Annotated in this window: 20 protein-coding genes; 7 read left to right on the forward strand and 13 right to left on the reverse strand. The window is 67.9% G+C overall.

All coding sequences use genetic code 11. From position 1 onward, the window contains the following. Nucleotides 1-4: 4 nt before the first annotated feature. The 3 genes from secA to ACPYIS_RS00095 form a co-directional block, all read right to left on the reverse strand. Nucleotides 5-2,761 (reverse strand): preprotein translocase subunit SecA, encoded by a 2,757-nt coding sequence (secA, locus tag ACPYIS_RS00085; RefSeq protein ID WP_424858827.1) that lies wholly within the window; start codon nucleotides 2,759-2,761, stop codon nucleotides 5-7. 189 nt (nucleotides 2,762-2,950) lie between these two features. After that, nucleotides 2,951-3,253 carry a hypothetical protein gene (locus ACPYIS_RS00090; RefSeq protein ID WP_424858826.1) on the reverse strand — a complete coding sequence of 101 codons (303 nt, stop codon included), beginning with the start codon at nucleotides 3,251-3,253 and terminating at the stop codon, nucleotides 2,951-2,953. Further along, nucleotides 3,235-3,546, reverse strand: a complete 312-nt coding sequence (locus tag ACPYIS_RS00095) for a PQQ-dependent sugar dehydrogenase (RefSeq protein ID WP_424858825.1) — start codon at nucleotides 3,544-3,546, stop codon at nucleotides 3,235-3,237. Before ACPYIS_RS00095 ends, ACPYIS_RS00090 begins: the two co-directional genes overlap by 19 nt. 201 nt (nucleotides 3,547-3,747) lie before the next feature. Between ACPYIS_RS00095 and rpoH the strand changes: the two genes are divergently transcribed. Further along, a complete protein-coding gene (gene rpoH / locus ACPYIS_RS00100; RefSeq protein WP_299023035.1) occupies nucleotides 3,748-4,698 on the forward strand; it encodes an RNA polymerase sigma factor RpoH in 951 nt (316 codons plus the stop codon). Nucleotides 4,699-4,713: 15 nt separating this feature from the next. Here rpoH and lysS read toward each other — a convergent pair whose 3' ends face one another. The 8 genes from lysS to ACPYIS_RS00140 form a co-directional block, all read right to left on the reverse strand. Continuing rightward, on the reverse strand, nucleotides 4,714-6,264 hold the full coding sequence (gene lysS, locus ACPYIS_RS00105) for a lysine--tRNA ligase (protein WP_299023033.1): 1,551 nt from the start codon (nucleotides 6,262-6,264) through the stop codon (nucleotides 4,714-4,716). Between the two features lie 113 nt (nucleotides 6,265-6,377). Continuing rightward, the gene (locus ACPYIS_RS00110; RefSeq protein ID WP_424858823.1) at nucleotides 6,378-7,106 is read right to left on the reverse strand and encodes an ABC transporter ATP-binding protein; all 729 of its coding nucleotides are present in this window, start codon (nucleotides 7,104-7,106) and stop codon (nucleotides 6,378-6,380) included. A 1-nt stretch (nucleotide 7,107) separates the two neighbouring features. After that, a complete protein-coding gene (locus tag ACPYIS_RS00115) occupies nucleotides 7,108-7,878 on the reverse strand; it encodes an ABC transporter ATP-binding protein (RefSeq protein ID WP_299023028.1) in 771 nt (256 codons plus the stop codon). Nucleotides 7,879-7,888: 10 nt separating this feature from the next. Further along, nucleotides 7,889-8,989 carry an ABC transporter permease subunit gene (locus tag ACPYIS_RS00120; protein ID WP_424858822.1) on the reverse strand — a complete coding sequence of 367 codons (1,101 nt, stop codon included), beginning with the start codon at nucleotides 8,987-8,989 and terminating at the stop codon, nucleotides 7,889-7,891. 25 nt (nucleotides 8,990-9,014) lie between these two features. After that, on the reverse strand, nucleotides 9,015-9,944 hold the full coding sequence (locus ACPYIS_RS00125) for a branched-chain amino acid ABC transporter permease (protein WP_299023025.1): 930 nt from the start codon (nucleotides 9,942-9,944) through the stop codon (nucleotides 9,015-9,017). Between the two features lie 258 nt (nucleotides 9,945-10,202). Further along, complete coding sequence (locus ACPYIS_RS00130) at nucleotides 10,203-11,519, reverse strand: replication-associated recombination protein A (protein ID WP_299023023.1); 1,317 nt, start codon at nucleotides 11,517-11,519, stop codon at nucleotides 10,203-10,205. Further along, nucleotides 11,516-12,175 carry an outer membrane lipoprotein chaperone LolA gene (gene lolA / locus ACPYIS_RS00135; RefSeq protein WP_424858821.1) on the reverse strand — a complete coding sequence of 220 codons (660 nt, stop codon included), beginning with the start codon at nucleotides 12,173-12,175 and terminating at the stop codon, nucleotides 11,516-11,518. Before lolA ends, ACPYIS_RS00130 begins: the two co-directional genes overlap by 4 nt. Before the next feature lie 53 nt (nucleotides 12,176-12,228). Beyond that, nucleotides 12,229-14,664 carry a DNA translocase FtsK gene (locus ACPYIS_RS00140; protein WP_299023020.1) on the reverse strand — a complete coding sequence of 812 codons (2,436 nt, stop codon included), beginning with the start codon at nucleotides 14,662-14,664 and terminating at the stop codon, nucleotides 12,229-12,231. Nucleotides 14,665-14,795: 131 nt separating this feature from the next. Between ACPYIS_RS00140 and trxB the strand changes: the two genes are divergently transcribed. From trxB to rpmG, 3 genes are all read left to right on the forward strand, one after another. After that, on the forward strand, nucleotides 14,796-15,746 hold the full coding sequence (trxB, locus tag ACPYIS_RS00145; RefSeq protein ID WP_299023019.1) for a thioredoxin-disulfide reductase: 951 nt from the start codon (nucleotides 14,796-14,798) through the stop codon (nucleotides 15,744-15,746). A gap of 238 nt (nucleotides 15,747-15,984) precedes the next feature. Beyond that, a complete protein-coding gene (gene rpmB, locus ACPYIS_RS00150; protein WP_043698877.1) occupies nucleotides 15,985-16,218 on the forward strand; it encodes a 50S ribosomal protein L28 in 234 nt (77 codons plus the stop codon). A 20-nt stretch (nucleotides 16,219-16,238) separates the two neighbouring features. Beyond that, a complete protein-coding gene (gene rpmG / locus ACPYIS_RS00155) occupies nucleotides 16,239-16,409 on the forward strand; it encodes a 50S ribosomal protein L33 (RefSeq protein ID WP_143901721.1) in 171 nt (56 codons plus the stop codon). A 93-nt stretch (nucleotides 16,410-16,502) separates the two neighbouring features. On the opposite strand, the gene ACPYIS_RS00160 is transcribed toward rpmG, so the two are convergent. Beyond that, a complete protein-coding gene (locus ACPYIS_RS00160; protein WP_424858820.1) occupies nucleotides 16,503-17,732 on the reverse strand; it encodes a DesA family fatty acid desaturase in 1,230 nt (409 codons plus the stop codon). A gap of 206 nt (nucleotides 17,733-17,938) precedes the next feature. Here ACPYIS_RS00160 and ACPYIS_RS00165 point away from each other — a divergent pair, with 206 nt between their 5' ends. From ACPYIS_RS00165 to ACPYIS_RS00175, 3 genes are read left to right on the forward strand one after another with little or no spacing between them, the layout of a single operon-like run. Next, a complete protein-coding gene (locus ACPYIS_RS00165) occupies nucleotides 17,939-18,706 on the forward strand; it encodes a translesion DNA synthesis-associated protein ImuA (RefSeq protein WP_424858819.1) in 768 nt (255 codons plus the stop codon). Continuing rightward, a complete protein-coding gene (locus ACPYIS_RS00170) occupies nucleotides 18,648-19,982 on the forward strand; it encodes a hypothetical protein (RefSeq protein ID WP_425973742.1) in 1,335 nt (444 codons plus the stop codon). The genes ACPYIS_RS00165 and ACPYIS_RS00170 overlap by 59 nt, the downstream gene beginning before the upstream one ends. After that, nucleotides 19,979-23,278, forward strand: coding sequence for an error-prone DNA polymerase (locus ACPYIS_RS00175; RefSeq protein ID WP_424858817.1), 3,300 nt, complete (start codon nucleotides 19,979-19,981; stop codon nucleotides 23,276-23,278). The genes ACPYIS_RS00170 and ACPYIS_RS00175 overlap by 4 nt, the downstream gene beginning before the upstream one ends. Nucleotides 23,279-23,306: 28 nt before the next feature. On the opposite strand, the gene lexA is transcribed toward ACPYIS_RS00175, so the two are convergent. Beyond that, nucleotides 23,307-23,957 (reverse strand): transcriptional repressor LexA, encoded by a 651-nt coding sequence (gene lexA, locus ACPYIS_RS00180; RefSeq protein ID WP_424858816.1) that lies wholly within the window; start codon nucleotides 23,955-23,957, stop codon nucleotides 23,307-23,309. Nucleotides 23,958-23,960 lie beyond the last annotated feature (3 nt).

Consider the following 23,960-nt stretch of genomic DNA (forward strand, 5'->3'; position numbering starts at 1 on the left):
CCACTCAGCTGAGCTTACCGTGGCAATGCTTGTACTTCTTGCCACTGCCACACGGGCAGGGGTCGTTGCGCCCGACACGCGGCACGGCGGGGGCCGCCGGCTGGCTCAGCAGGCCCTGGTCGGCGGTGGTCTCGGCTTCGCCGGTCTCGGTGGGCGCGGTGTAGGTCACGTTGCTCAGCCGCTCGGCGTGCTGCTCGAGCTGCTGCGCCGCGTCGCTGACCTGCTCGGGCGACTGCACTTTAACGTTCATCAGGATGCGCGTGACCTCGTCGCGCACCGCGTCGAGCATCTGGGCAAAGAGCTGGAACGCCTCGCGCTTGTACTCCTGCTTGGGCTGCTTTTGCGCGTAGCCGCGCAGGTGGATGCCCTGGCGCAGGTAGTCCAGCGCCGCCAGATGGTCGCGCCAGTGGCTGTCGAGGGTTTGCAGCAGCACGACACGCTCGAACGGTGTGAACGCCGCGCGCCCCGCCTGCGCCACCTTGGCCTCGTAGGCCGCGTGCGCAGCCTCGACCACGCGCCGCACGATGTCCTCGTCGTCCATCGCCTCGGCGCGCTGCAGCTCGCCCACCAAGTCCAGCGTCAGGCCGTAATCCTCGGCCAATGCGCGCTGCAGGCCGGGCAGGTCCCACTGCTCTTCCACGCTGCCGGCCGGCACGTACTGCCGCACCAGGTCGGTGAGACACCCTTCGCGCAGCGCGGCCACTTGGGCTGACAGGTCCACGGCGTCGATGATGTCGTTGCGCTGCTGGTAGATGACCTTGCGCTGGTCGTTGGCGACGTCGTCGTATTCCAGTAACTGCTTGCGGATGTCGAAGTTGCGCGCCTCGACCTTGCGCTGCGCACTTTCGATGCTGCGCGTGACGATGCCGGCCTCGATCGCCTCGCCCTCGGGCATCTTGAGGCGGTCCATGATCGCGCGCACCCGGTCGCCCGCGAAGATACGCATGAGCGGATCATCCAACGACAGGTAAAAGCGTGACGATCCGGGGTCGCCCTGGCGCCCGGCACGCCCGCGCAACTGGTTGTCGATGCGACGGCTCTCGTGGCGCTCGGTACCGATGATGCGCAACCCCCCCAGCGCCTTGACCTTCTCATGGTCGGCTTGCCACTGGGCGGTCAATTGCTCGATGCGCTGGCGCTTGGCCGCCTCGTCCAGCGCCGGGTCGGCCTCGACGGCGGCGATCATCTTCTCCAGGTTACCCCCGAGCACGATGTCGGTGCCGCGCCCAGCCATGTTGGTGGCGATGGTGATCGCACCCGGGCGGCCCGCCTGCGCGATGATTTCGGCCTCGCGCGCGTGCTGCTTGGCATTGAGCACCTCGTGTGGCAGGCCCTCGCGGCGCAGCATTTGCGACAGCAGCTCGGAGTTTTCGATCGAGGACGTGCCCACCAGCACCGGCTGGCCGCGTTGGTGGCACTCCCGGATGTCGGCGATGACGGCTTGGTACTTCTCCGCCACCGTCTTGTAGACCCGGTCTTGCTCGTCGCGCCGCTGGCTGGGCTTGTTGGGCGGGATGACCACCGTCTCTAGCCCATAAATCTCCTGAAACTCGTAGGCTTCGGTGTCGGCGGTGCCGGTCATGCCGGCCAGTTTCTCGTACAGGCGGAAATAGTTTTGGAACGTGATCGACGCCAGCGTCTGGTTTTCGGGCTGGATGGCCACGCCCTCCTTGGCCTCCACTGCCTGGTGCAGGCCATCGCTCCAGCGCCGACCCACCATCAGCCGGCCCGTGAACTCGTCGACGATCACCACCTCGCCGTTTTGCACCACGTAGTGCTGGTCGCGGTGGTACAGATGCTGCGCCTTGAGCGCCGTCACCAAATGGTGCAGCAGCGTGATATGGGACGGGTCGTACAGCGATGCCCCCGCGGGCAGCAGGCCAGCTTGTGTGAGCAATTCCTCGGCCCGCTCGTGGCCTTGCTCGGTCAGGTGGATTTGGTGCGACTTCTCATCGACCGTGAAGTCGCCCGGCTCGATCACGCCTTCGCCTGTGCGCGGGTCGGCCTCGCCGATCTGGCGCTTCAGGTGCGGCACCAGGGTTTTGATCTTTTGGTACAGCTCGGTGTGGTCCTCGGCCTGGCCGCTGATGATGAGCGGCGTGCGCGCCTCGTCGATCAGGATCGAATCCACCTCGTCCACGATGGCGTAGTGCAGCCCGCGCTGAACGCGGTCGCGCGCCTCATAGACCATGTTGTCGCGCAAGTAGTCGAAGCCGTATTCGTTGTTGGTGCCGTAGGTGATGTCGGCAGCGTAGGCGGCTTGCTTTTGCTCGCGCGACATCAACGGCAAATTGACCCCGACGCTCAGCCCCAACCACTGGTAGAGCTTGCCCATCCACTGCGCGTCGCGGTTGGCCAAGTAGTCGTTGACGGTGACCACATGCACGCCCTTGCCGGTCAGCGCGTTCAGGTACACCGGCAGTGTCGCCGTCAGCGTCTTGCCCTCACCGGTGCGCATCTCGGCGATCTTGCCCTGGTGCAACGCGATGCCGCCGATGAGCTGCACGTCGAAGTGGCGCATCTTCATGACGCGCTTGCTCGCCTCGCGCACGGTGGCGAATGCCTCTGGCAGCAGCGCATCGAGTGACTCGCCATTGGCCAGCCGCTGGCGGAACTCGGCCGTCTTGGCCTGCAGTTGCTCGTCCGTCAGCATGGCGTACGAGGCTTCCAGCGCATTGATGCGCTCGACCGTCTTGCGGTAGCTCTTGAGCAGCCGATCGTTGCGGCTGCCGAAAATCTTGGTCAGAAAAGGGATGGCCATACAAACCCCACCGCACGGCCCGCCAGGCGTGCGGCTCAAAGAAAACGATGACGAGGTCGCCACCCCGCCCACGGCGGCGCGCAACCGATACCGAGCCCGCGGCACAGCGGCGCCCCGGGTCAGTCATATGGCCATTGTAGCCCTGTAGCAAGTCGCACCGTGGAACCTGCCGGCGCCCTGCCGGCGCGGCTATGTCGATCGGCCCGCCACGCGCACCTGCAGCACCTGCACCTCGGCATTGGCCGCACGCGCCGCCGCCAGCAGCACAGGGGTGAGCTGGCGCACCTTGGCCGCCACCGATGGATTGGCCGCCAGCAGGCACCACACACCTTCCTCCAGCGGACCCGCCGTCACCAAGGGCCGCAGCGCCGGGGGCAAATGCACGGCCACGCGCTGTAACAGGCGGCGCGAGGCCCAGGCGCGCTCGGCCACATCGGCCAGCACCGGGTGCGCGCGCACCGCCTGTTGCAAGGTCAGGACATTTCGGGACATATCCACCAAGTGTACGCGCAGCGCCGCGTGTGGTCTCTAAGCCGGTCAGGGCGCTGGCAACAACCGCAGCAGCCGTCCGGCGCCTCCACGATGCGGTAGCCAAAGTGCAATCGGCCCTCGTGCCGTGGCCGCTGCCGAAAGATGACCTGCACCTCCTGCAAGCGGGTCGCATCGGGTGCCAGCACCGCGCGCGCCAGCGCGGTCGCGTTGCCCTCTCCGTCCGCGCCGGGCTCGGCAAAACAGAAATAGAGCCAGCCAAGCCAGCGCTCAGCGGCCCACGCCACGCCACGCACGGGCGTCTGCTGCCCAACCCAAAAAACGCCAGATCACTGCCATGGGCGCAGCGTCGCCGAATGGCGGTGGGGCGTCAAGCCCGGGCAGCGGCATTTCCCTGGCGGGATGTTGGGCATCGCGCCCATCGCTTGGGGAACTTGGACGACTGGCACTCGATCAAAGAGAGTGCTAATATGGAAACCCACAGGAGAGGAGATCCCATGTCCACGACGCTTGCCCTCGCCCCGGCCACCCAGACGCTGCCGGCCGCCTCGTGGTCGAGCCGCGCGCTCGTGTTGCCACCGCTGGGCAACCTGGATGCCTACATCCGCGCCGTCAACCAGATCCCCATGCTCAGCGCGGAGGAGGAGCGCGAATGCGCCCGGCGCTGGCGCGAGCAACAGGATTTGGAGGCCGCCGGCAAGCTGGTCATGTCGCACCTGCGGCTGGTGGTGGCGATTTCGCGCCAGTACCTGGGATACGGCCTGCCGCAGGCAGACCTGATCCAGGAGGGCAACATCGGCCTGATGAAGGCTGTCAAGCGCTTCGACCCCGCGCAGGGGGTGCGACTCGTCAGCTACGCGGTGCACTGGATCAAAGCGGAGATCCACGAGTTCATCCTGCGCAACTGGCGCATGGTCAAGGTGGCCACCACCAAAGCGCAGCGCAAGCTGTTTTTCAACCTGCGCTCGCTCAAGCGCGGCTTCAAGGCCGACGCCGATGACGATGCCGTGGGGCGCGAACGCCTGACGGAGGCCGAGATCGACACCGTCGCCCGCGAATTGAACGTGCGTCGCGAAGACGTGATCGAGATGGAAGCCCGCCTGTCGGGCACGGACGTCGCGCTCGACCCGCTGCCGCAGGATGACCAAGAAGACCACCACGCCCCCATCGCGTATCTGGCCGATCAGCGCCACGAGCCGACGGCGGTGCTGGAGGCGCGCGAACGCGAGCGCCTGAGCTCGGAAGGCATCGAGCACGCGCTGGCCCAGTTGGATGAGCGTTCGCGGCGCATCGTCACGGCGCGCTGGTTGCAGGTCAAAGACGATGGCAGCGGCGGCGCCACGCTGCACGAGCTGGCAGAGGAATTCGGCGTCAGCGCCGAACGTATCCGCCAGATCGAGGCCGCGGCGCTCAAGAAGCTGCGCAAGGCGTTGGAGGCGTACGCCTAAGCCCTGGCCGGCCCCTCACTCCTCGCGCCGCAGCGCGGGGAACAAAATCACGTCGCGGATGCTGGGGCTGTCGGTCAGCAGCATGACCAGGCGGTCGATGCCGATGCCACAGCCGCCTGCCGGCGGCATGCCGTACTCCAGCGCGCGGATGTAGTCGGCGTCGAAGTACATCGCCTCGTCGTCGCCCGCGTCCTTGTTGGCCACCTGGGCGTGAAAACGGGCGGCTTGGTCTTCGGGGTCGTTGAGCTCGGAAAAGCCGTTGCCCACCTCGCGCCCGGTGATGTAGAGCTCGAAGCGCTCGGTGATGCTAGGGTCGGTGTCGCTCGCCCGCGCCAGCGGCGAAATTTCGGTCGGATGGTTGCAGATAAACGTGGGCTGCCAGAGCTTGTCCTCGACCGTCTCCTCGAAGTACAACACCTGCAGCCCGGGCAGGCTGCGGCGATCGAGCCGCTCCTTGACGGGGTCGACCCCCAGGCGGCGCAACTGCTCGCGCAACCAATCCGGGTCGTCCACGCGCTCGCCCGCGTCGGTGTGGCGCAGGATGGCTTCGCGAATGGTCAGGCGCTCGAACGGGGCGTCGAGGTCCACGTCGCGCCCCTGGTAGACCAGCCGGCCGCTGCCGCACACGGTGTGCGCTACGTGCCGGATGAGCCGCTCGGTGAAGGCCATCATGTCCACGTGGTTCCAGTACGCCGCGTAGAACTCCATCATGGTGAACTCGGGGTTGTGGCGCACACTGATCCCCTCGTTGCGGAAGTTGCGGTTGATCTCGAACACGCGATCGAACCCGCCCACCAACAGCCGCTTCAAGTACAGCTCCGGCGCGATGCGCAGGTACATGTCCTGATCGAGCGCATTGTGGTGGGTGACGAACGGCTTGGCGTTGGCCCCGCCAGGAATGGGATGCAGCATGGGGGTCTCGACTTCCAGGAAGCCGTGCTGCACCATGAAGTCGCGCACCGCGGTGACGGCCTGGCTGCGCGCCACGAAGCGCTGGCGAGCCGCGACGTCGGTCATCAGGTCGACGTAGCGCTGGCGGACCTTGAGCTCCGGGTCATGGACCCCATGAAACTTGTCCGGCAGCGGGCGCAGGCTTTTGACGATCAAGCGCAGGCGGTCGGCCTTGATGGAGAGCTCGCCCGTGCGCGTCTTGAACACCGTGCCTTCGGCGTACAGGATATCGCCGAGATCCCAGTGTTTGAAGCTTTCATAGGTGGCCTCGCCCAGTGTATCCTTGGTCAGGTAGAGCTGGATGCGCCCCCCGGTCGGGCCGAACGAGGCGTCCTGGATGGTGGCAAAACTGGCCTTTCCCATGACGCGCTTGAGCATCATGCGCCCAGCGACGCTCACGCGCGCCTGCAGGGGTTCGAGCAGCTCGTTGCTCATGTGGCCGTATTCGGCCTGCAACCCTTCGGCCGTGTGTTGCGGACGCACGTCGTTGGGGAACGCGGGCCCCGCCCCCTGCGCGGCGGCGGCGCGCAGCGCCTGCAGCTTTTCGCGGCGCTCGGCCATCAGCTGGTTTTCGCTGGCGCCGTCGGCGGGGGGTCGATGCTCGTGATCGGTCATGGCTGTGCACGAAAAGAAAGGGTCCTGCGGTGGGTACCGCAAAACCCTCGATTGTAGGCTCCGCCCGGGATCGACCCGCCGTCGGTGGGTGCCCAGCTGCGTAGCCCCGAGTGTCAGGCGATCGCGGCTTCGCCCAGGTACGCCGCGCGCACCTTGGGGTCGTCCAGCATGGCTTTGGCCTCACCGACCATGATGATCTCGCCCGAGTCCATGACGTAGCCCCGGTCAGCCACCTGCAGCGCGCGGCGAGCGTTTTGCTCCACCAACAGCACGGTCACGCCCTGCGCGTGCACGTCGCGCACCACCTCGAAGATTTTGTCCACCATGATGGGCGACAGGCCCATCGACGGCTCGTCGAGCAGCAGCAGCTTCGGCCGGCTCATGAGGGCGCGTGCCATGGCCAGCATCTGTTGCTCCCCGCCCGACATGGTGCCCGCGAGCTGGTCACGGCGCTCCTTCAGGCGCGGAAACAGCTCGAACATGCGGTCGATGTCACGCTGGATCTCGGCCTTGTCGTCGCGCACGTACGCGCCCATGAGCAGGTTTTCGGTGATGGTCATGCGCGTGAACACACCTCGCCCCTCGGGCACCATGGCCAGGCCGCGCTTGACCAAGTCCCACGAACCCATACCGCGAATGGGCTGGCCCTGGTAGGTGATATCACCGGCCTCGGCCAACAACATGCCGGTGATGGCCTTCATGGTCGTGGTCTTGCCCGCGCCGTTGGAGCCGATCAGGGTCACCAGCTCGCCCTCGCGCACCTCCAGATCGATACCCTTGACGGCCTTGATGCCGCCATACGAAACCTTCAGACCCGTGACTTTGAGCAGGGTATTGGCCATTTCAGTGTCCTCCGGTGCCCAGGTAGGCCTCGATGACCTTGGGATTGCGCTGCACCTCCGCCGGTGTGCCCTCGGCGAGCTGCTTGCCGTAGTCGAGCACGGTGACGCGGTCGCACAGCCCCATGACGAGCTTGACGTCGTGCTCGATGAGCAGGATCGTGCGGTTGTCGTGGCGGATGCGGTCGATCAGCTCGCGCAGCTGCACCTTTTCGGTGGCGTTCATGCCCGCGGCCGGTTCATCCAGCGCGATCAGCTTGGGGTCCGTCGCCAGCGCACGCGCGATCTCGAGGCGCCGCTGGTCGCCGTACGACAGCGTGCGCGCCTTGTAGTCGGCGTACTTGGCGATGCCCACGTACTCCAGCAGCTCCATGGCTCGCTCGGCGATGGCTTTTTCTTCGCCCTTGAAGCGCGGCGTGCGCAGGATGGCGTCGATGATGTTGGAGCGCGTGCGCACATGCCGGCCGACCATGACGTTTTCGAGCACGGTCATTTCGGCAAACAGGCGGATGTTTTGAAAGGTGCGCGCGATGCCCGCCTTGGCCACTTCATGCACCGCCGTCGGGGTGTACGGTTTGCCGTCGAGCTCGAAGGTGCCGCTGTCAGGCGTGTACAGCCCGGTCAGCACGTTGAAGAACGTCGTCTTGCCCGCGCCGTTGGGGCCGATCAGGCCATAGACCTGGCCGCGCTTGATTTCGATGCCGACGTCCGAGAGCGCCTGCAGACCGCCGAAGCGCTTGGAGACGCCGCTGACTTTGAGAATAGTGTCGGTCATGTCGGGCTCCTCACTTGCTCAGCGACTTGCCATGCTCGGGCGCGGGCCACAGGCCGCGCGGGCGCAGCAGCATGACGATGATCATGGCCAGCGCGATGAGCAGCTGACGCAGGATCTCCGGCGCGAGCCGCCCGTCGGTCAGATGGTGCAGCGGCCCCGCCATATGGCGCAGCAGCTCGGGCAAGCCCGCCAGCAACAGCGCACCCAAGATCACGCCCGGGATGTGGCCCAGTCCCCCCAGCACCACCATCGCGACGATCATCACCGACTCCATCAGGATGAACGACTCGGGATAGACCCCACGCATGAGCGAGGCAAACAGCACACCGGCCACGCCGCCGAAGGTGGCGCTAGTACCAAACGCCGCCAATTTCAGGTTGCGCGTGTTGATGCCCATCGCCTTAGCGGCGATTTCATCCTCGCGAATCGCCATCCAGGCGCGGCCGATGCGCGAATCCTGCAAGCGATACGCCACCACCACCGTCAGCACCACGAAGAACAGAATCAAGTAGTAATACATCGTGACCGACTGGAAAGTGAAGGTCCAATCGCCGAGCGACATCTGCAGCGGCTGCGCCATGTTGTGGCCGAACACCGTCACCGCATCGACGCCCGCGATACCCTTGGGCCCATTGGTGATGTTGATTGGGCGGTCCAGATTGAGCATGAAGATACGCACGATCTCGCCGAACCCCAGCGTCACGATCGCCAGATAGTCACCGCGCAGCTTGAGCACCGGGTAGCCCAACAGCAGGCCCGTCAAGCCCGCCAGTAGCGCTGCCAGGAAGATCACGATCCAGAAGCTGATGTGCAGCCCGTTGGGGAACATCGCGGCGATGGCGGGAAAGTTGTCCGCCAAGTGACTCGACGCGAGCAGGGCGTACAGGTAGGCGCCGACGGCGAAGAACGCGATGAAGCCCAGATCAAGCAGGCCGGCGAAGCCCACCACGATATTGAGGCCCAACGCCAGCATCACGTACAGCAGCGCCACGTCGACGATGCGCACCCACGAATTGCTGCCGGTGGCTTGCAACAGCAGCGGCAGCACCAGCAGGCCAACGGCCGCCAGCGCGAACACCATCAGCTTGGTAGAGGTTTTCGATTGACTCATGTTCATCTCCTTGCGTGCGGCCACGTCAGGCACGATCCGCCACGCGCTCGCCCAGCAGGCCGGAGGGGCGGAAGATCAGCACGATGGCCAGCACGATGAAGGCGAAAATGTCGGAGTACTGGCTGCCCAGAAAGCCGCCGGTCAGCGGCCCCAGATAGCCCGCCCCGAGCGACTCGATGAGGCCCAGCGAGATGCCGCCGACGACTGCCCCCGCCAAGTTGCCAATACCGCCAAAGACGGCCGCAACGAACGCCTTGAGGCCCGGCATGAAGCCCATGGAATGCTGCACCGTGCCATAGTTGGACGCCCACATGATGCCCGCAATGGCCGCGAGCATCGCACCGATGATGAAGGTGGCGGAGATCACCACGTCGGGCTTGATGCCCATGAGGCCAGCCACTCGCGGGTTTTCCGCCGTGGCACGCATCGCACGCCCCAGGTTGGTCCTGTTGACCACGAACATCAGCAGCGACAACACAATGGCCGTCGTGGCCAGAATCATCACCTGCGTCGGCGAGATCACCGCGCCGCCCAGATGGAAAGGTTCGCTCGGCAGCAGCGTCGGGTACGACTTGGGGTTGGGCTTCCAGATGATCATCGCCAGCGTCTGCAGCAAGATGCTCATACCGATGGCGGTGATCAGGGGCGCCAGCCGGGGGGAGTTGCGCAGCGGCTTGTACGCGAGCTTTTCGATCGAGAAGTTGAGCACCGCGCACACCACCATCGAAATGAGTGCGGCCAAGATCAGCAACGCCCAACCGGGCATGCCGGGCATGGCCTCGCGCGCCTGAACGATGATGGTCCAGCTGGTCAGCGCGCCAATCATGAGCACGTCACCATGGGCGAAATTGATCAGCCCGATGATGCCGTACACCATGGTGTAGCCCAGCGCCACCAGCGCGTACATGCTGCCCAGGACCAGACCATTGATGATCTGCTGTAGCAATACATCCATGAGAGCTCTCCGTGATGAGGAACCACCAACCCCAGCGGCGGCTGGCCACCCGGGCTAGCAAAAAACCCGCCAGTTCCGGCCGGGATCGGGCCTTGGGGCGGGTTCGGTGGGCGCGATTGTAGCCAAGGGCCCGTGGCGTACCGCTGCGTGTTTGCCCTAGGCTGCCCGTCAAAACCTAGGGTTTACCCTGCAAACTTCGGGCCGCCGACACCTGTTGTACGACTTTCATCAATACAAGTGACGGAACATTAGTCCGGCTTATTTAGCATCCTCCACCGGCGCCTGACCCGCCACGGCCTGCGCTTGACGCGCCCGCAGCTCGGCCAGTCGCTCGCCGATGCGGATCTCCAAACCACGAGGCACCGGTTGATAAAACGTGGCCGACACGCCGTCGGGGAAGTAGCGCTCGCCCGCGGCGAAGGCATCGGGTTCGTCGTGCGCATAGCGATAGCCTTCACCGTGACCCAGTGCCTTCATGAGCCGCGTGGGTGCATTGCGCAGGTGCAGCGGCACCGGCCGGGTGCCCTCGCGCGCCACGAAGGTGCGCGCCGTCTGATACGCCCGGTAGACGGCATTGCTCTTGGGCGCCACCGCCAGGTAAACCGTGGCCTCGGCGAGCGCCAACTCGCCTTCGGGACTGCCCAGGCGCTCATATACCTCCGCTGCGTCGAGCGCCAGGCGCAGCGCGCGCGGGTCGGCCAGCCCGATGTCCTCGGCGGCCATGCGGATCAGGCGCCGTGCCAGGTAGCGCGGATCGGCCCCACCGTCGAGCATGCGCACCAGCCAGTACAGCGCCGCATCCGGATCCGAGCCGCGCACGCTTTTGTGCAGCGCGCTGATGGTGTCGTAGAACTGGTCACCGCCCTTGTCGTAGCGGCGCAGGCGCTCGCCCAGCGTGCGCAGCAACCAGGCCTCATCCACCCCCGACAGGCCTTGGGCTCGCGCGGTCATGGCGACCGTCTCCAGCGTGTTCAGCAGTCGCCTGGCGTCGCCGTCGGCGTAAGCCACCAGCCGCTGGCGGGCCGCCGCGTCCAGCGCGGGCACTTCTGCCGTGGCCAGTGCGCGGTCGATCAAGGCTTGCAAGTCGGCATCGGCCAGCGGCTGCAGTACATACACGGTCGCGCGCGACAGCAGCGCCGCGTTGACTTCGAAACTGGGGTTTTCCGTCGTGGCACCGACGAAGGTGAACAGGCCGCTTTCCACGTGCGGCAAAAACGCGTCCTGCTGTGCTTTGTTGAAGCGGTGCACCTCGTCGACGAAAACGATGGTGGGCTGGGGATGCAGCCCGGCACGCGCGGCTTCGGCCCGCTCGACCGCATCCCGGATATCTTTCACGCCGCCCAGCACCGCACTGATGGCGATGAACTGCGCATCGAACGCGTCGGCCATCAAGCGCGCCAGCGTTGTCTTGCCCACGCCAGGCGGCCCCCACAGGATGCAGCTGTGCGGTCGGCCACTCTCGAAGGCCAGCCGCAGCGGCATGCCGTCGCCGAGCAGGTGGGCCTGACCGACGACCTCGCCCAGGCTGCGCGGGCGCAGCCGCTCGGCCAGCGGGACGTGCGTGACCGCGGTCACGGACGCAGTACCTCAGCCCCTGCGGGTGGTTGGAAGCGAAAGCTCGCTGCGGTCAAACCCGCTGCCCGCTCCAGCGGACCGAAGCGCATGACCGACCGCTGGCCAAAGCTGTCCAGAATATCGAGCACTTCGAGTTCGCCTTGCCGAAAGCCGATGCGGATGCGCTGCACCTGGCCATCGCGCGCCTTGGGCACCGCCTCCACCCAGCGCAGACCGTCTTGCGGCGGGGCTTCGGACAGCGTAAACGCCTGGCGCACCGAGCGCAGGTCGGCTGCCGCGGCCAACAGCGCCGCCGGCGTGTTGCCCAGCACCTCGGCCTGACGGCGCGCCGTGACCTGGTTGAGGTCCGGGTCGTACAGCCACAGCGTCTGCCCATCGGCCACGATGAGCTGCTCGAATGGCTGCGTGTAATGAAAACGGAAGCGGTCCGGGCGCAAAAAGGTGAACTCCCCCCGGCTGGTGCGGGTGCGGGCCACGGTTTCCCCATCGCGCAGCGGGGCCGTCACCGTTTGCGTAAACGTTGCCCGCCCCTGCTGTACACCAGCCAGGAATGCCTCCAACTCACGCAAGCCGTCAGCGGCGTGCGCGGGCCACGCGAGCCATCCCGCAGCGGCCAGTGAGGCGGTCAGGGTCGACAAAACACGGCGTCGGTTCATGGGTGTTGGAAGCTTTGAAGGGGGTGCGGGTTCCGATGAGCGTTGTCACGCGCTCACTCGGGCCGCGAACCCACCAGAATGTCGCGCTGGCCGCTGGCGGTCAACGCACTGACCAAGCCGGCTTTTTCCATATCCTCCAGCAGCCGCGCAGCCCGGTTGTAGCCGATCTTGAGCTTGCGCTGCACGTAGCTGATGCTGGCCTTGCGGTCCTGCAGCACGATGGCCACCGCCTGGTCGTACAGCGGGTCCTTTTCGCCTGCGGCATCGCCCTCGCCCGCCGCGTCCGGCCCGCCCAGGCCATCGCCGCCGGCGTGTTCCAGCACGTCGTCGATGTAGTCGGGCTCGCCGTAGCGTTCCTTCAAAAACGCCACCACGCGGTGCACCTCGTCGTCGCTGACGAAAGCGCCGTGCACCCGGGTCGGGAACCCCGTGCCGGCAGGCAGGTAGAGCATGTCGCCCATGCCGAGCAGAGCTTCGGCACCCATCTGGTCCAGGATGGTGCGGCTGTCGATGCGGCTGCTGACTTGGAAGCTGATGCGCGTCGGGATATTGGCCTTGATGAGGCCGGTGATGACGTCCACGCTGGGCCGCTGGGTGGCCAGAATGAGGTGGATGCCTGCGGCGCGCGCCTTTTGCGCCAGGCGGGCAATGAGCTCCTCGATCTTTTTGCCCACCACCATCATCAGGTCTGCCAGCTCGTCGATGACGACGACGAGGTAGGGCAAGCGCTGCAGCGGCTCGGGCGCTTCGGGCGTGAGGCTAAACGGGTTGGGAATGGATTCGCCGCGGGCCGCGGCGTCGTCGATCTTGGCGTTGTAGCCGGCCAGGTTGCGCACGCCCAGCTTGCTCATGAGGCGGTAGCGCTTTTCCATCTCGGCCACGCACCAGTTCAGGCCGTTGGCGGCCTGCTTCATGTCGGTCACCACGGGCGCGATCAGGTGCGGGATGCCTTCGTAGACGCTGAGCTCGAGCATCTTGGGGTCGATCAGCAACAGCCGCACATCTTTCGGCTCGGCCTTGTACAGCAGGCTCAGGATCATGGCATTGATGCCCACCGATTTGCCCGAGCCCGTGGTGCCCGCCACCAAGCAGTGCGGCATCTTGGCCAGATCGGCCACCACGGGGTGGCCCGCGATGTCCTTGCCCAGGCCCAGCGTGAGCAGGCTCTTGGCCTCGTGGTAGACCTGGGAGCCCAGAATCTCGCTCAAATGGATGGTCTGGCGGCGCGCGTTGGGCAACTCGAGCGCCATCAGGCTCTTGCCCGGAATCGTCTCGATCACGCGGATCGACACCAGCGACAGCGAACGCGCCAAATCCTTGGCCAGGTTGACGATCTGTGAGCCTTTGACGCCAGTGGCAGGCTCGATCTCGTAGCGCGTGATCACCGGGCCGGGCTGGGCCGCCACCACCCTCACCTCGACCCCGAAGTCGGCGAGCTTTTTCTCGATCAGGCGGCTGGTCATCTCCAGCGTCTCGGGCGCCACGGTCGTGGGCTGGCGCGCCGGCGGGTCGAGCAGATCCAACCGTGGCAGCGGCGATTCGCCCTCGGCGAATAGGGCTTGCTGGCGTTCCTTGACGACGCGCGCGCTGGGCTCGACGGCGGCAGCCGCGGGCTCGATCTGCAGCCGCGCGCTCTTGGGCGGTGTCGGGGGCGGTGCCTCGTCGCTCGTCGCCGACGCGGTGTCGGCATCGGACGTCGGCACAGCCGCGGCGTCCGGCGGCAGATGCGGTTCGTGCGCGGGGTGGGCCGCGCGCGCCGCGGCTTCTTCGCGGCCGCGCTCGCGCGCCGCCCGCTGGCCGATGCGCACATCCTCGTCACGCTCGCGGCGCTCGCGCCAGGCTTCGATCCCATGGTCGATCGCCGCGCCCACGCGCTCGGCCACCTGCGCCCACGAAAAGCGCAACACCACCGCCACCGACACCGCCCACACGCCAATCGCCACCAGGGCGGACCCCGTCTCGCCCAGCCAGCGCACCGCCACCGGCCCGGCCAGCGCACCGACCACGCCACCGGCGACATGGCCGGGCAACCACGCGTCCCAGTGATACAGCCGGCTCCACTCGATGACGCAGCTCGACAACATCAGCAACACCAGCGCCAGCGCGTAGCCCAGACCCCGCCACAGCGGCGTGCGCCACCACGGCACGGGTGCTTGGGGTGGCTGTGTCGGCGCCGCGCGCAGCCAGCGCGCCAGCCCGGCCAGCCATGCGCGCGCGGCGGCCAGCAACAGCCACCAAACCGACGCGCCGAAGACGTAGTACCCGATATCGGCCACCCAGGCCCCGAGCCGCCCTCCCCAGTTGCGCCACCCCACCCCCGTGCCCGAGGTGGACCATGCGGGATCGGCGGGATGGTGGCTGATCATCGCCAACCACCAAAACCCCAGCACCACGGCACCCAACAGCAAGGCGATCTCTTGCGCAAAACGCATCCAGCCCCGGCCGGGCGCGGCCAGATCGGCGTTGAGGGCATTGACGGATCGACTCATGGGGACAGACGAAGGTTGATGCGCACCCCGAAGCTTAACCCGGCTTGGCACCCGCCGACGACCACCCGTGCACCCATGGTCATGACCAGACCCATGCCCGGCGCGGCCGACGTCTCCGTACAATCGGGCGTATGACGACCCATGCCCACGTGCTCATTCTCGGCTCCGGCCCGGCCGGTTATACCGCCGCCATCTATGCGGCGCGCGCCAACCTGAAACCGGTGCTCATCACCGGGCTGGCGCAAGGCGGCCAACTCATGACCACCACCGAGGTGGACAACTGGCCTGCCGACGTGCACGGGGTGCAGGGGCCGGAGCTGATGCAGCGCTTCCAACAGCACGCCGAGCGCTTCGCCACCCAGATCGTTTTCGACCACATCCACACCGTGGACTTGTCGCGCCGCCCCTTCACCCTCACGGGCGACAGCGGCACCTACACGTGTGACGCCCTCATCGTCGCCACCGGCGCCTCGGCCAAATACCTGGGCCTGCCCTCCGAGCAGGCGTTCATGGGGAAAGGCGTCAGCGCCTGCGCCACCTGCGACGGCTTTTTCTACCGCGGCCAGGACGTGTGCGTGGTCGGCGGCGGCAACACCGCGGTCGAAGAAGCGCTGTACCTGTCCAACATCGCGCGCAAAGTCACGCTCATTCACCGCCGCGACACATTTCGCGCCGAGGCCATCATGGTCGACAAGCTGATGGAAAAGGTGCGCGAGGGAAAAATCGAACTCAAGCTGTGGCACGTGCTCGACGAGGTACTCGGGGACGCCAGCGGCGTGACCGGCGTGCGCATCCGCCACGTGCAGACCGACGCCACCGAAGAGCTGGCGCTGCAAGGCGTCTTCATCGCCATCGGGCACAGCCCCAACACGCAGATCTTCCAAGGCCAGCTCGAGATGAAAGACGGCTACATCGTCACCCGCGGCGGGCAAGAGGGCTTTGCCACCATGACCAGCGTACCAGGCGTGTTTGCCGCTGGCGACGTGGCCGACCACGTCTACCGCCAGGCCATCACCAGTGCCGGCACGGGCTGTATGGCGGCGCTGGACGCGCAGCGCTTTCTGGAACAGCAATCCGCCTGAGGCCGCCGCGCAGGACACCCACTGCGCGAGCCGTTATAATCTTGGGTTTGCTGCTGACTGGTGGCAGCAGACTGGTAGCAGCAATTGGGCCGCTTGCGAGCCGGAGCCGTCCACACGGCGTGAATCCTTTTCCAACAGGCACTCCACGTGTGGCAGGCGGCGCAACACAGGACGCAAGCGAGGTGCAGCCCTGGCCCACCAGGCCGGGGCGGCTTACATTTTTTCTGGAGTGGCCAACATGGCACGCGTGTGCGAAGTCACGGGCAAAAAGCCCATGGTGGGGAACAACGTCTCCCACGCCAACAACAAAACCAAGCGCCGGTTCCTGCCGAACCTGCAAACCCGCCGTTTCTGGGTCGAGAGCGAAAACCGCTGGGTGCGGCTGCGCGTCTCGGGCGCGGCGCTGCGCCTGATCGACAAAGTCGGCATCGATGCCGTGCTCGCCGACCTGCGTGCCCGCGGTCAGGCCTGATCACCACATAGGAGTCCATCATGGCTGCCAAAGGCGGACGCGAAAAAATCAAGCTGGAATCCACCGCGGGGACCGGCCACTTCTACACCACCACCAAGAACAAAAAGACGACGCCGGACAAGCTGTCGTTCATGAAGTTCGATCCGGTGGCGCGCAAGCACGTCGAGTACAAGGAAACCAAGCTCAAGTGAGCATCGGCCGGTCCCGGCCGGTGACGATCGTTTCCCACCCATAAAAAACCGCCAGCGCTGCTGGCGGTTTTTGTTTTTAGACGGCCACCGTGTTCATGCGGGCGAAGCCGTGTTCATGCGGGCGGCGCGCAGCCGTTGGGCAAAGTCACGCAGCGCCTGGATGCCACTGGCTTCGGCGCGCTGGATCCACGCCTGCAACTCGCGCGCCATTTGTTCGCGCGTGAGCGTGCTGTCACTCCAGAGTCGGCGCAGCTCCTCGCGCATGGCATGCATGGTGGCCAGCGTCGGCGCGGCGTGCAGCACCTGCTGCAGCCGCTCGCGCACCGGCGTGGGCACGTGATCGGTGTCGCGGTGCAGCCAACGCCGCGCCAACTTCAGCAGCGACTCGTCACCCACCTGAGCACGCAGCGACGCCCACTCCGCGCGCATGGCGGCACGCATCTCGCGCGCGTATCGGGCCATGACTTCGTAGCGGTTGGCCACGATGGCTTCCAGCGTCTGTTCATCCGGCACCGGCTTGACATCGCCAAACGCCAACTTGGGCGGCACCTTCTTCGGCGTGGCCAGCCCCAGTTTGGCCAGCGCCTGGATGTAGAGCCAGCCGATGTCGAACTCGTAGGGCTTGACGGAAAACTTGGCCGACGTCGGGAAGGTGTGGTGGTTGTTGTGCAGCTCCTCACCGCCGATGATCACCCCCCAGGGCGACACGTTGGTGCTGGCGTCGGGCGCCTCGAAGTTGCGATACCCCCAGTAGTGGCCGATGCCGTTGATGACGCCCGCCGCCCAGAACGGGATCCACACCATCTGCACCGCCCACACGGCCAGACCCGCAGCACCGAACAGCACCACATCCAGGATCAGCATCAGGCTCACGCCCAGGCGCGAATGGCGGGTGTACAGATGGCGCTCGATCCAGTCGTCGGGCGTGCCGTGCCCGTAGCGGCGCAGGGTGTCCGGGTTTTTCGCCTCGGCCCGGTACAGCTCGGCGCCTTCCCAGAACACCTTGCGGATGCCAAACACCTGCGGACTGTGTGGGTCGCCCTCTTGCTCGCACTTGGCGTGGTGCTTGCGGTGAATGGCCGCCCACTCCTTGGTAACCATGCCGGTGGTCAGCCACAGCCAGAAGCGGAAGAAGTGCGACACCACCGGGTGCAGATCCAGCGCGCGGTGCGCCTGGTGGCGGTGCAAAAACAGCGTGACGCTGACGATGGTGATGTGCGTCATCACCAGGGTGAACAGAACGATCTGCCACCACGAGGCTGCGGTCAGCCCCTGGGCCAGGAAGTCGATGAACGCGCTCCAGGCCGATTCCATTGCAAACATGCGATACCTTTGACAAACTCGACACGCCACTTGCCGCGCGGAGCTCAGCCCATGGTGAGCTGCCACCGCACCCAGTGACCAATCCATTGTAGGGGCAGACGGGCCGTTCACCAAGAGGGCGGGCCACCGTTGGGCGGATGGGGAAGCCCGTTGGGGCGCCTGCGCGGGTATCGACGGACAGCAGCCGCCCACGAGATACTGTTTTTATGTACAGTATCGGTATGCCGCTGCCGTTGCCTCGCCCCGACGTCTGGTGGGCCGACCAGCTCGCCCCCAGCGAACAGCCGACCACCCCGACCGGATGGTCGGCGCTCGATGCCGCCCTGCCGGGGCGCGGTTGGCCATTGGGCGCGTTGATCGAATGTGCCGTGGCCCCAGAGGCGCTGCCGTGGCGGCTGCTGCAGCCCGCGTTGCGAGCGGCCGCAGCACACGGCCCGATCGTCCTGATCGGCCTGCCGCTGGAGCCCCACGCCGCCGCCTGGGCGGCCCAGGGGGTGGAACCCTCACGGCTGCTGCGCGTGCACACGCACACCGATGCCGATGCCCTGTGGGCGGCCGAGCAGGTGCTGCGCTGCCCCGATGGCGCTGTGTGCTGGGTGCACGCCCGTCAGCCCACGGTGGCATGGATGCGGCGGCTGCAGCTAGCGGCTGCCGCGGCGCGGCGCGACACCACACGCCCCGGCGCCTGGCCCGCGCCACTGGTGTTGGCCAGCGTGGAGGACACGCGCGCCCTGCCTGCTTCGGCCGCCGCGCTGCGGCTGGTCGTCGAACCCGGCGATGCCGATGGCCTGCGGGTGCACGTCCGCAAGCGCCGCGGACCGCCCCTGTCCCATCCTATCTGGCTGGATGCGCCGCTGCCGCTGCGCCGCCTGTTGCCCGCGCCCGACGCCCTCTGTGCCAGCCCAAATACCCGCCATGTCGACCCCTGCCCTGTGGATCGCCTGCCTGCCCACCGGCCACTCGCCTGCGCCTGAACCCGCCGGTCCGTGGCTGGCGCACTATGGCCCCCAGCCCGCCGCACACGATGACGGTTGGGTGCTCGACGTGTCGGCCAGCATTCGCCTCTTCGGTGGCCGCGTGGCGCTGCTGCAACGCTTGCGGCGCGAGGGCCTGACGCATGGCTGGGGCCGCCTGGGTGCCGCCCCCACCGCGCTGGCCGCTCTGGCCTGCGCCCACCGCACTCCCGCCAACGGTGGGCTGCACGCTGCACTGGGGCCAGACTGGACGGCCCGCATCGACGCCCTGCCCATCGCGCACCTGAGCGCCACCCGCCCCCACGGCGCGGTGCTCGATGCCCTGGGCCTGCGCACCCTGGGGGCCCTGCGCGGCTGCCCGCGTCATGAATTGGCGCAGCGCACCTCGCCCGCGCTGCTGCAAGCGCTGGACGCGCTCTATGGCACGGCGGCGCTGGCCGTGCGCCCCTGGCAGCCGCCGCCCCGCTTTCGCCAGACCCTGGCGCTGCCCGCACCCAGCAGCGACGGCAGTGCACTCGCTTTTGCGGCCCAGCGCCTGTTGGTCCAGATGGCGCGCTGGCTGCACCGGCGGCAGGCGGGCGTGCTGCAATGGCGCCTGGGCTGGGTGGGCCAGCCGACCGACGCCGCGCTGCACTTTCGCCACCGTCGACCGTTGCGCGACCCGGCACAACTGCGACCGCTGCTGCACGAAGCGCTGGCGCGCACCGCGCTCAGCGCCCCGGTCGACGCCCTGTGGCTCGAGACGATCGACATCGCACCGTACCACGCCGAGGCAGCCAGCCTGCTGCCGGGGCGTCCCGCCGACGAGGCGCTCACCTGGAGCGCCGTGCTGGAGCGGCTGGCGGCCCGCCTAGGGCCCGAGCGGGTGCAAGCAGCGCAATTGGCCGCACACTGGGACCCGCTGCAGCGCCAAACCTGGCACCCGGCGCTGGCGCACGAACCACGCACCGCAGCGACGGGCTGTGTGCGCGCCCGTAGCGAGACTCGGTCGGCTGCGGTGCCAACGGCGCCAGCCGACACCCTCTGGGAACCCGCCTGGCGGCTGCCGCACCCTCGGCGCTTGGCCCTCGATGCGCGGGGGCGTCCACTGCTGCAGGGCCAACCCCTGCGCCGTCTGCTCGGCCCGCAGCGCATTGTCACCGGCTGGTGGAACATGCCCATCGCGCGGGATATTTACGTGGCCGCCACGCCCGACGGACGCTGTTGGTGGCTGTACCGGGTGCATGACGGCGCGGCCGAAGGCCCGCATTGGTTCTTGGCCGGGGTGTATGCATGACCCCATCGCCCCCATCCGCCGATGCGCCCGCCGCGCTGTATGCGCTGAGCCACTACAGCTTTTTGCGCGCAGCAGCCAGCCCGGACGCCCTGGTGCAACGGGCCCACGCGCTGGGCTATGCGGCGCTGGCGCTGACCGACGAGAACACGTTGGGCGGTGTGGTGCAGGCGCACCTCGCCGCCCGCGCCTGTAGGCTGCGGCTGCTGATTGGCGCCCACTGGCGGCTGCGCTGGCCGACACTCCCCGGGGGTGGATTCACCCTCGTCGCGTGGGCGGCCGACCGCAGCGGCTACGGACACCTGAGTGCCTGGATCAGCCAGCGGCGCCTGGGCCGCCACGACGCTGGCACCGCCCCCCACGACCCGCAGCGGCTGCCGCTGCACGCCCACGCCGATGAGGTGCCCGCGCTACCCGGCTGCCTGCTGATGGCCGTGCCCTGGGCCTGGGCGCTGCCGCTGGCCGACGATGCGATGTGGGACGCTGGGCTGCGCGCGCTCACCGGCTGGCTGCGCGAGCGTGGCCCCGAGCGCGGCTGGCTCGGCATCACGGCCGAGGGCCAGCTGCACGACGCGGCTTGGCAGCAACGGCTGCGGCAGGCCGCGCGCCAAGCCGGGCTGCCCGCGCTGGCCGCACCCGAGGTGCGCATGGCGCACCCCGATCAGCAGGCGCTGCTCGACACCCTGACCGCTATCCGGCTGCGGCGGCCCGTGGCCGACTGCGGGTTGGCGCTCAGCCCCCATGCCGAGGCGCACCTGTGGCCCGCGCCGCGCTGGGCGCGGCGCTTTGCCCCCGAGCTGATTGCCGAGACGCGCGCGGTGGTCGAGCGCTGCACCTTCGGCCTGGACGAGTTGCGCTACGAATACCCGGACGAAATCGTGCCCCAGGGGCTGACGGCCACGCAACACCTGCGCGCACTGGTGGAGGCAGGCGCGCGCCAGCGCTACCCGCATGGCATACCAGCCCCCGTGCAGGCGCAGCTCGAACACGAACTCGCCCTCATCGCCGAGCTGCGCTACGAGCCCTACTTTCTGACGGTCTACGACATCGTGCGCTTCGCACGCTCGCGCGACATCCTGTGCCAGGGCCGGGGATCGGCGGCCAACTCGGCCGTGTGCTACTGCCTGGGCATTACCGAGGTCGATCCGGCAAACCATTCCCTGCTGTTCGAGCGCTTCATCAGCCGCGCGCGGGCCGAGCCGCCCGACATCGACGTCGACTTCGAGCACCAGCGGCGCGAGGAAGTGATCCAATACCTCTACGCCAAGTATGGCCGCGAGCGCGCCGCCCTGGCCGCCAGCCTGATCCGCTGGCACGGCCGCAGCGCCATCCGCGACGTGGGCAAGGCCCTGGGGCAGGATGCGGCCACCATCGACGCGCTGGCGCGCCAGTGCGGCCACCGCGAACCGCAGGAGCTGGAGCCGGCCGCGCTGGCCGCCGCGGGCTTGTCCCCCGACGACCCCACCGTGCAGCGCTGGCTGGCGCTGGCGCAGGCGCTGGTCGGCGCGCCGCGCCACCGCTCGCAGCACACGGGCGGCTTCGTGCTCACGCGCGGCCCGCTCACCCACACCGTGCCGGTGGTGCCCGCCGCCATGCCGGGACGCACAGTGATCGAATGGGACAAGGACGACATCGACGCGCTGGGCTTGCTCAAGGTGGACGTGCTCGCGCTGGGTATGCTCAGTGCGCTGCACGGCGCGCTGCGCTTGGTGGGCCAGTGGCGCGGGCGACCCTTCACGCTGGCCGACCTGCCGCGCGAGGACACCGCCACCTACGCCATGATCCAACGCGCCGACACGGTGGGCGTGTTTCAGATCGAAAGCCGCGCCCAGATGAGCATGCTGCCGCGCCTGCAGCCCGCGTGTTTCTACGACCTGGTGGTACAGGTGGCCATCGTGCGCCCCGGGCCCATCCAGGGGGGTATGGTCCACCCCTACCTGGCCGCACGCGAGCGCCAGCGCCGGGGCGAGCCCGTATCATTGCCGCGACCCGAGCTGGCCCCCGCCTTGGCGCGCACGCTGGGTGTGCCCATTTTTCAGGAGCAGGTGATGCAAATCGCCATGCTGGCTGCGGGCTTTAGCGCCGAAGAAGCCGACGCCCTGCGCCGCGCCATGGGCGCGTGGCGCCGCCGTGGCGAGCTGGAGCGCTTCGAGCAGCGGCTGCTGGCCGGCATGGCCGAGCGTGGCTACGACGCGGACTTTGCCCAGGCCATCGTGCGCCAGATCCGCGGTTTTGGCAGCTATGGCTTCCCGGAGAGCCATGCCGCCAGCTTCGCGCTACTGGCTTATGCGAGTGCCTGGCTCAAGTGCCACGAGCCCGCCGCTTTTTTGGCCGCGCTGCTCAATGCCCAACCGATGGGCTTTTATGCCCCGGCCCAGCTGGTGCAAGACGCCCAGCGCCACGGGGTGGTCGTGCGCCCGGTGGACGTCTGCCACAGCGACTGGGACTGCACGCTGGAGGCGACGGCCGCCCCCGCTCAGTCGGATGCCGACCGGGGCGATCGAGCCCCCGCGGACCCCAGGGGCGCACCGGCCGTGCGGCTGGGTCTGCGGCTGGTCGACGGATTGGGCGAGGCCAGCGGCCAACGCATCGTGGCGGCGCGCCGCGCGCAACCTTTTGCCAGTGTCGAGGATCTGGCGCGCCGCGCCCGGCTGGACCGCGCGGCCCTGCACGCCCTGGCGCGCGCCGATGCGCTGTCCGGGCTGGCCGGGCACCGCCGCCAGCAGTGGTGGGCCGTCACGGGTTGGCACCCACCGCTGGCGCTGGAGCGTGCCGCGCCCCCCGAGCGCACGCCCGAACCCGACGCCGCTGGCGCCGCGCACGTGGCCGACGCCCGCGGCGCCCCCCCATGGCAGCCTCCCGCTGCCGAACTGGGCGAAGAAGTCTGGCAAGACTACGCCAGCCTGGGCCTGAGCCTGCGGGCGCACCCGCTGCGGCTGCTGCGACAGCGGCTACCCGCGCCGCGCTGGCTGACCGCGCAACAGCTGCGCGACCAGCCGGATCGGCGGCTGGTGGGCGTGTGCGGACTGGTCATCGCACGCCAAAAACCCGCCACCGCCCAGGGCGTGCTGTTTCTGACGCTGGAAGACGAAACCGGCACGGTCCAAGTCATCGCCTGGCGCAGCGTGCAGGCGCGCTTTGGGCCGGCGCTGCGGCACGGACGGTTGCTGGCCATCCGGGGCCAGTGGCAACGGCACGGCGATGGCGCGCACGCGGTGTGCCACCTGATCGCCGGTCATGTGCACGACTGCAGCGACTGGCTCGACGGCCTGACCGTGGCCAGCCGGGATTTTCACTGAGCCGCTGCGAGCAGCAGCCTACAGGGCGTCAATCCCAGCCGCGGTCGCGCAACAGACCGACCACGACCCCCTCGATGACGAACGCCTCGCCGGGCCGCACGATGCGATCCGGCACCTCCGGGTTGGCCGCCTGCAGCCGCCAGCCCGCGCCATCGCGCTGCAGGCGCTTGACCGTCACTTCGTCGCCCAGGCGGGCGACCACCGTTTGACCGGGGCGCGCCTCGCGCACCGCCTGCACGGCCAGCAGGTCGCCGTCGTGAATGCCAGCGTCGCGCATCGACCAGCCACGCACCCGCAGCAAGTAGTCGGGCCGGCGTGCAAACCAACGCGGATCGGCCGGATACACCGCCTCCACGTGCTCCTGCGCCAAAATCGGCGATCCGGCCGCGACCCGACCGACCAGCGGCAACTGCAACAACGGCGGCTCGTTGGCCGCAGCCGTCGCGCCATCCCTCGCCAACACGCGTATCCCGCGCGCGCTGCCGTCGAGCAGCGCGATGGCACCTTTGCGCACCAGCGCACGCAAATGCGCCTCGGCCGCGTTAGGCGAGCGAAACCCGAATGCTTGCGCGATCTCGGCCCGGGTCGGCGGCACCCCGCGCGTGCGCAGCGACGCGAGGATGAAGTCGAGCACCTCGCGTTGGCGCGGGGTCAAATCCCCATGGGCAGAATCGGCCATCGG

The organism is Tepidimonas sp. HKU78, assembly GCF_049860815.1.
Taxonomy (GTDB): domain Bacteria; phylum Pseudomonadota; class Gammaproteobacteria; order Burkholderiales; family Burkholderiaceae_C; genus Tepidimonas.

Excerpts from the sequence above, each read along its gene's own strand:
- secA (WP_424858827.1), bottom strand. The coding sequence starts at position 2,761 with ATGGCCATCCCTTTTCTGACCAAGATTTTCGGCAGCCGCAACGATCGG.
- ACPYIS_RS00090 (WP_424858826.1), bottom strand. The coding sequence starts at position 3,253 with ATGTCCCGAAATGTCCTGACCTTGCAACAGGCGGTGCGCGCGCACCCG.
- rpoH (WP_299023035.1), top strand. The coding sequence starts at position 3,748 with ATGTCCACGACGCTTGCCCTCGCCCCGGCCACCCAGACGCTGCCGGCC.
- lysS (WP_299023033.1), bottom strand. The coding sequence starts at position 6,264 with ATGACCGATCACGAGCATCGACCCCCCGCCGACGGCGCCAGCGAAAAC.
- ACPYIS_RS00110 (WP_424858823.1), bottom strand. The coding sequence starts at position 7,106 with ATGGCCAATACCCTGCTCAAAGTCACGGGTCTGAAGGTTTCGTATGGC.
- ACPYIS_RS00115 (WP_299023028.1), bottom strand. The coding sequence starts at position 7,878 with ATGACCGACACTATTCTCAAAGTCAGCGGCGTCTCCAAGCGCTTCGGC.
- ACPYIS_RS00120 (WP_424858822.1), bottom strand. The coding sequence starts at position 8,989 with ATGAGTCAATCGAAAACCTCTACCAAGCTGATGGTGTTCGCGCTGGCG.
- ACPYIS_RS00125 (WP_299023025.1), bottom strand. The coding sequence starts at position 9,944 with ATGGATGTATTGCTACAGCAGATCATCAATGGTCTGGTCCTGGGCAGC.
- lolA (WP_424858821.1), bottom strand. The coding sequence starts at position 12,175 with ATGAACCGACGCCGTGTTTTGTCGACCCTGACCGCCTCACTGGCCGCT.
- ACPYIS_RS00140 (WP_299023020.1), bottom strand. The coding sequence starts at position 14,664 with ATGAGTCGATCCGTCAATGCCCTCAACGCCGATCTGGCCGCGCCCGGC.
- trxB (WP_299023019.1), top strand. The coding sequence starts at position 14,796 with ATGACGACCCATGCCCACGTGCTCATTCTCGGCTCCGGCCCGGCCGGT.
- rpmB (WP_043698877.1), top strand. The coding sequence starts at position 15,985 with ATGGCACGCGTGTGCGAAGTCACGGGCAAAAAGCCCATGGTGGGGAAC.
- rpmG (WP_143901721.1), top strand. The coding sequence starts at position 16,239 with ATGGCTGCCAAAGGCGGACGCGAAAAAATCAAGCTGGAATCCACCGCG.
- ACPYIS_RS00160 (WP_424858820.1), bottom strand. The coding sequence starts at position 17,732 with ATGTTTGCAATGGAATCGGCCTGGAGCGCGTTCATCGACTTCCTGGCC.
- ACPYIS_RS00165 (WP_424858819.1), top strand. The coding sequence starts at position 17,939 with ATGTACAGTATCGGTATGCCGCTGCCGTTGCCTCGCCCCGACGTCTGG.
- ACPYIS_RS00170 (WP_425973742.1), top strand. The coding sequence starts at position 18,648 with ATGTCGACCCCTGCCCTGTGGATCGCCTGCCTGCCCACCGGCCACTCG.
- ACPYIS_RS00175 (WP_424858817.1), top strand. The coding sequence starts at position 19,979 with ATGACCCCATCGCCCCCATCCGCCGATGCGCCCGCCGCGCTGTATGCG.
- lexA (WP_424858816.1), bottom strand. The coding sequence starts at position 23,957 with ATGGCCGATTCTGCCCATGGGGATTTGACCCCGCGCCAACGCGAGGTG.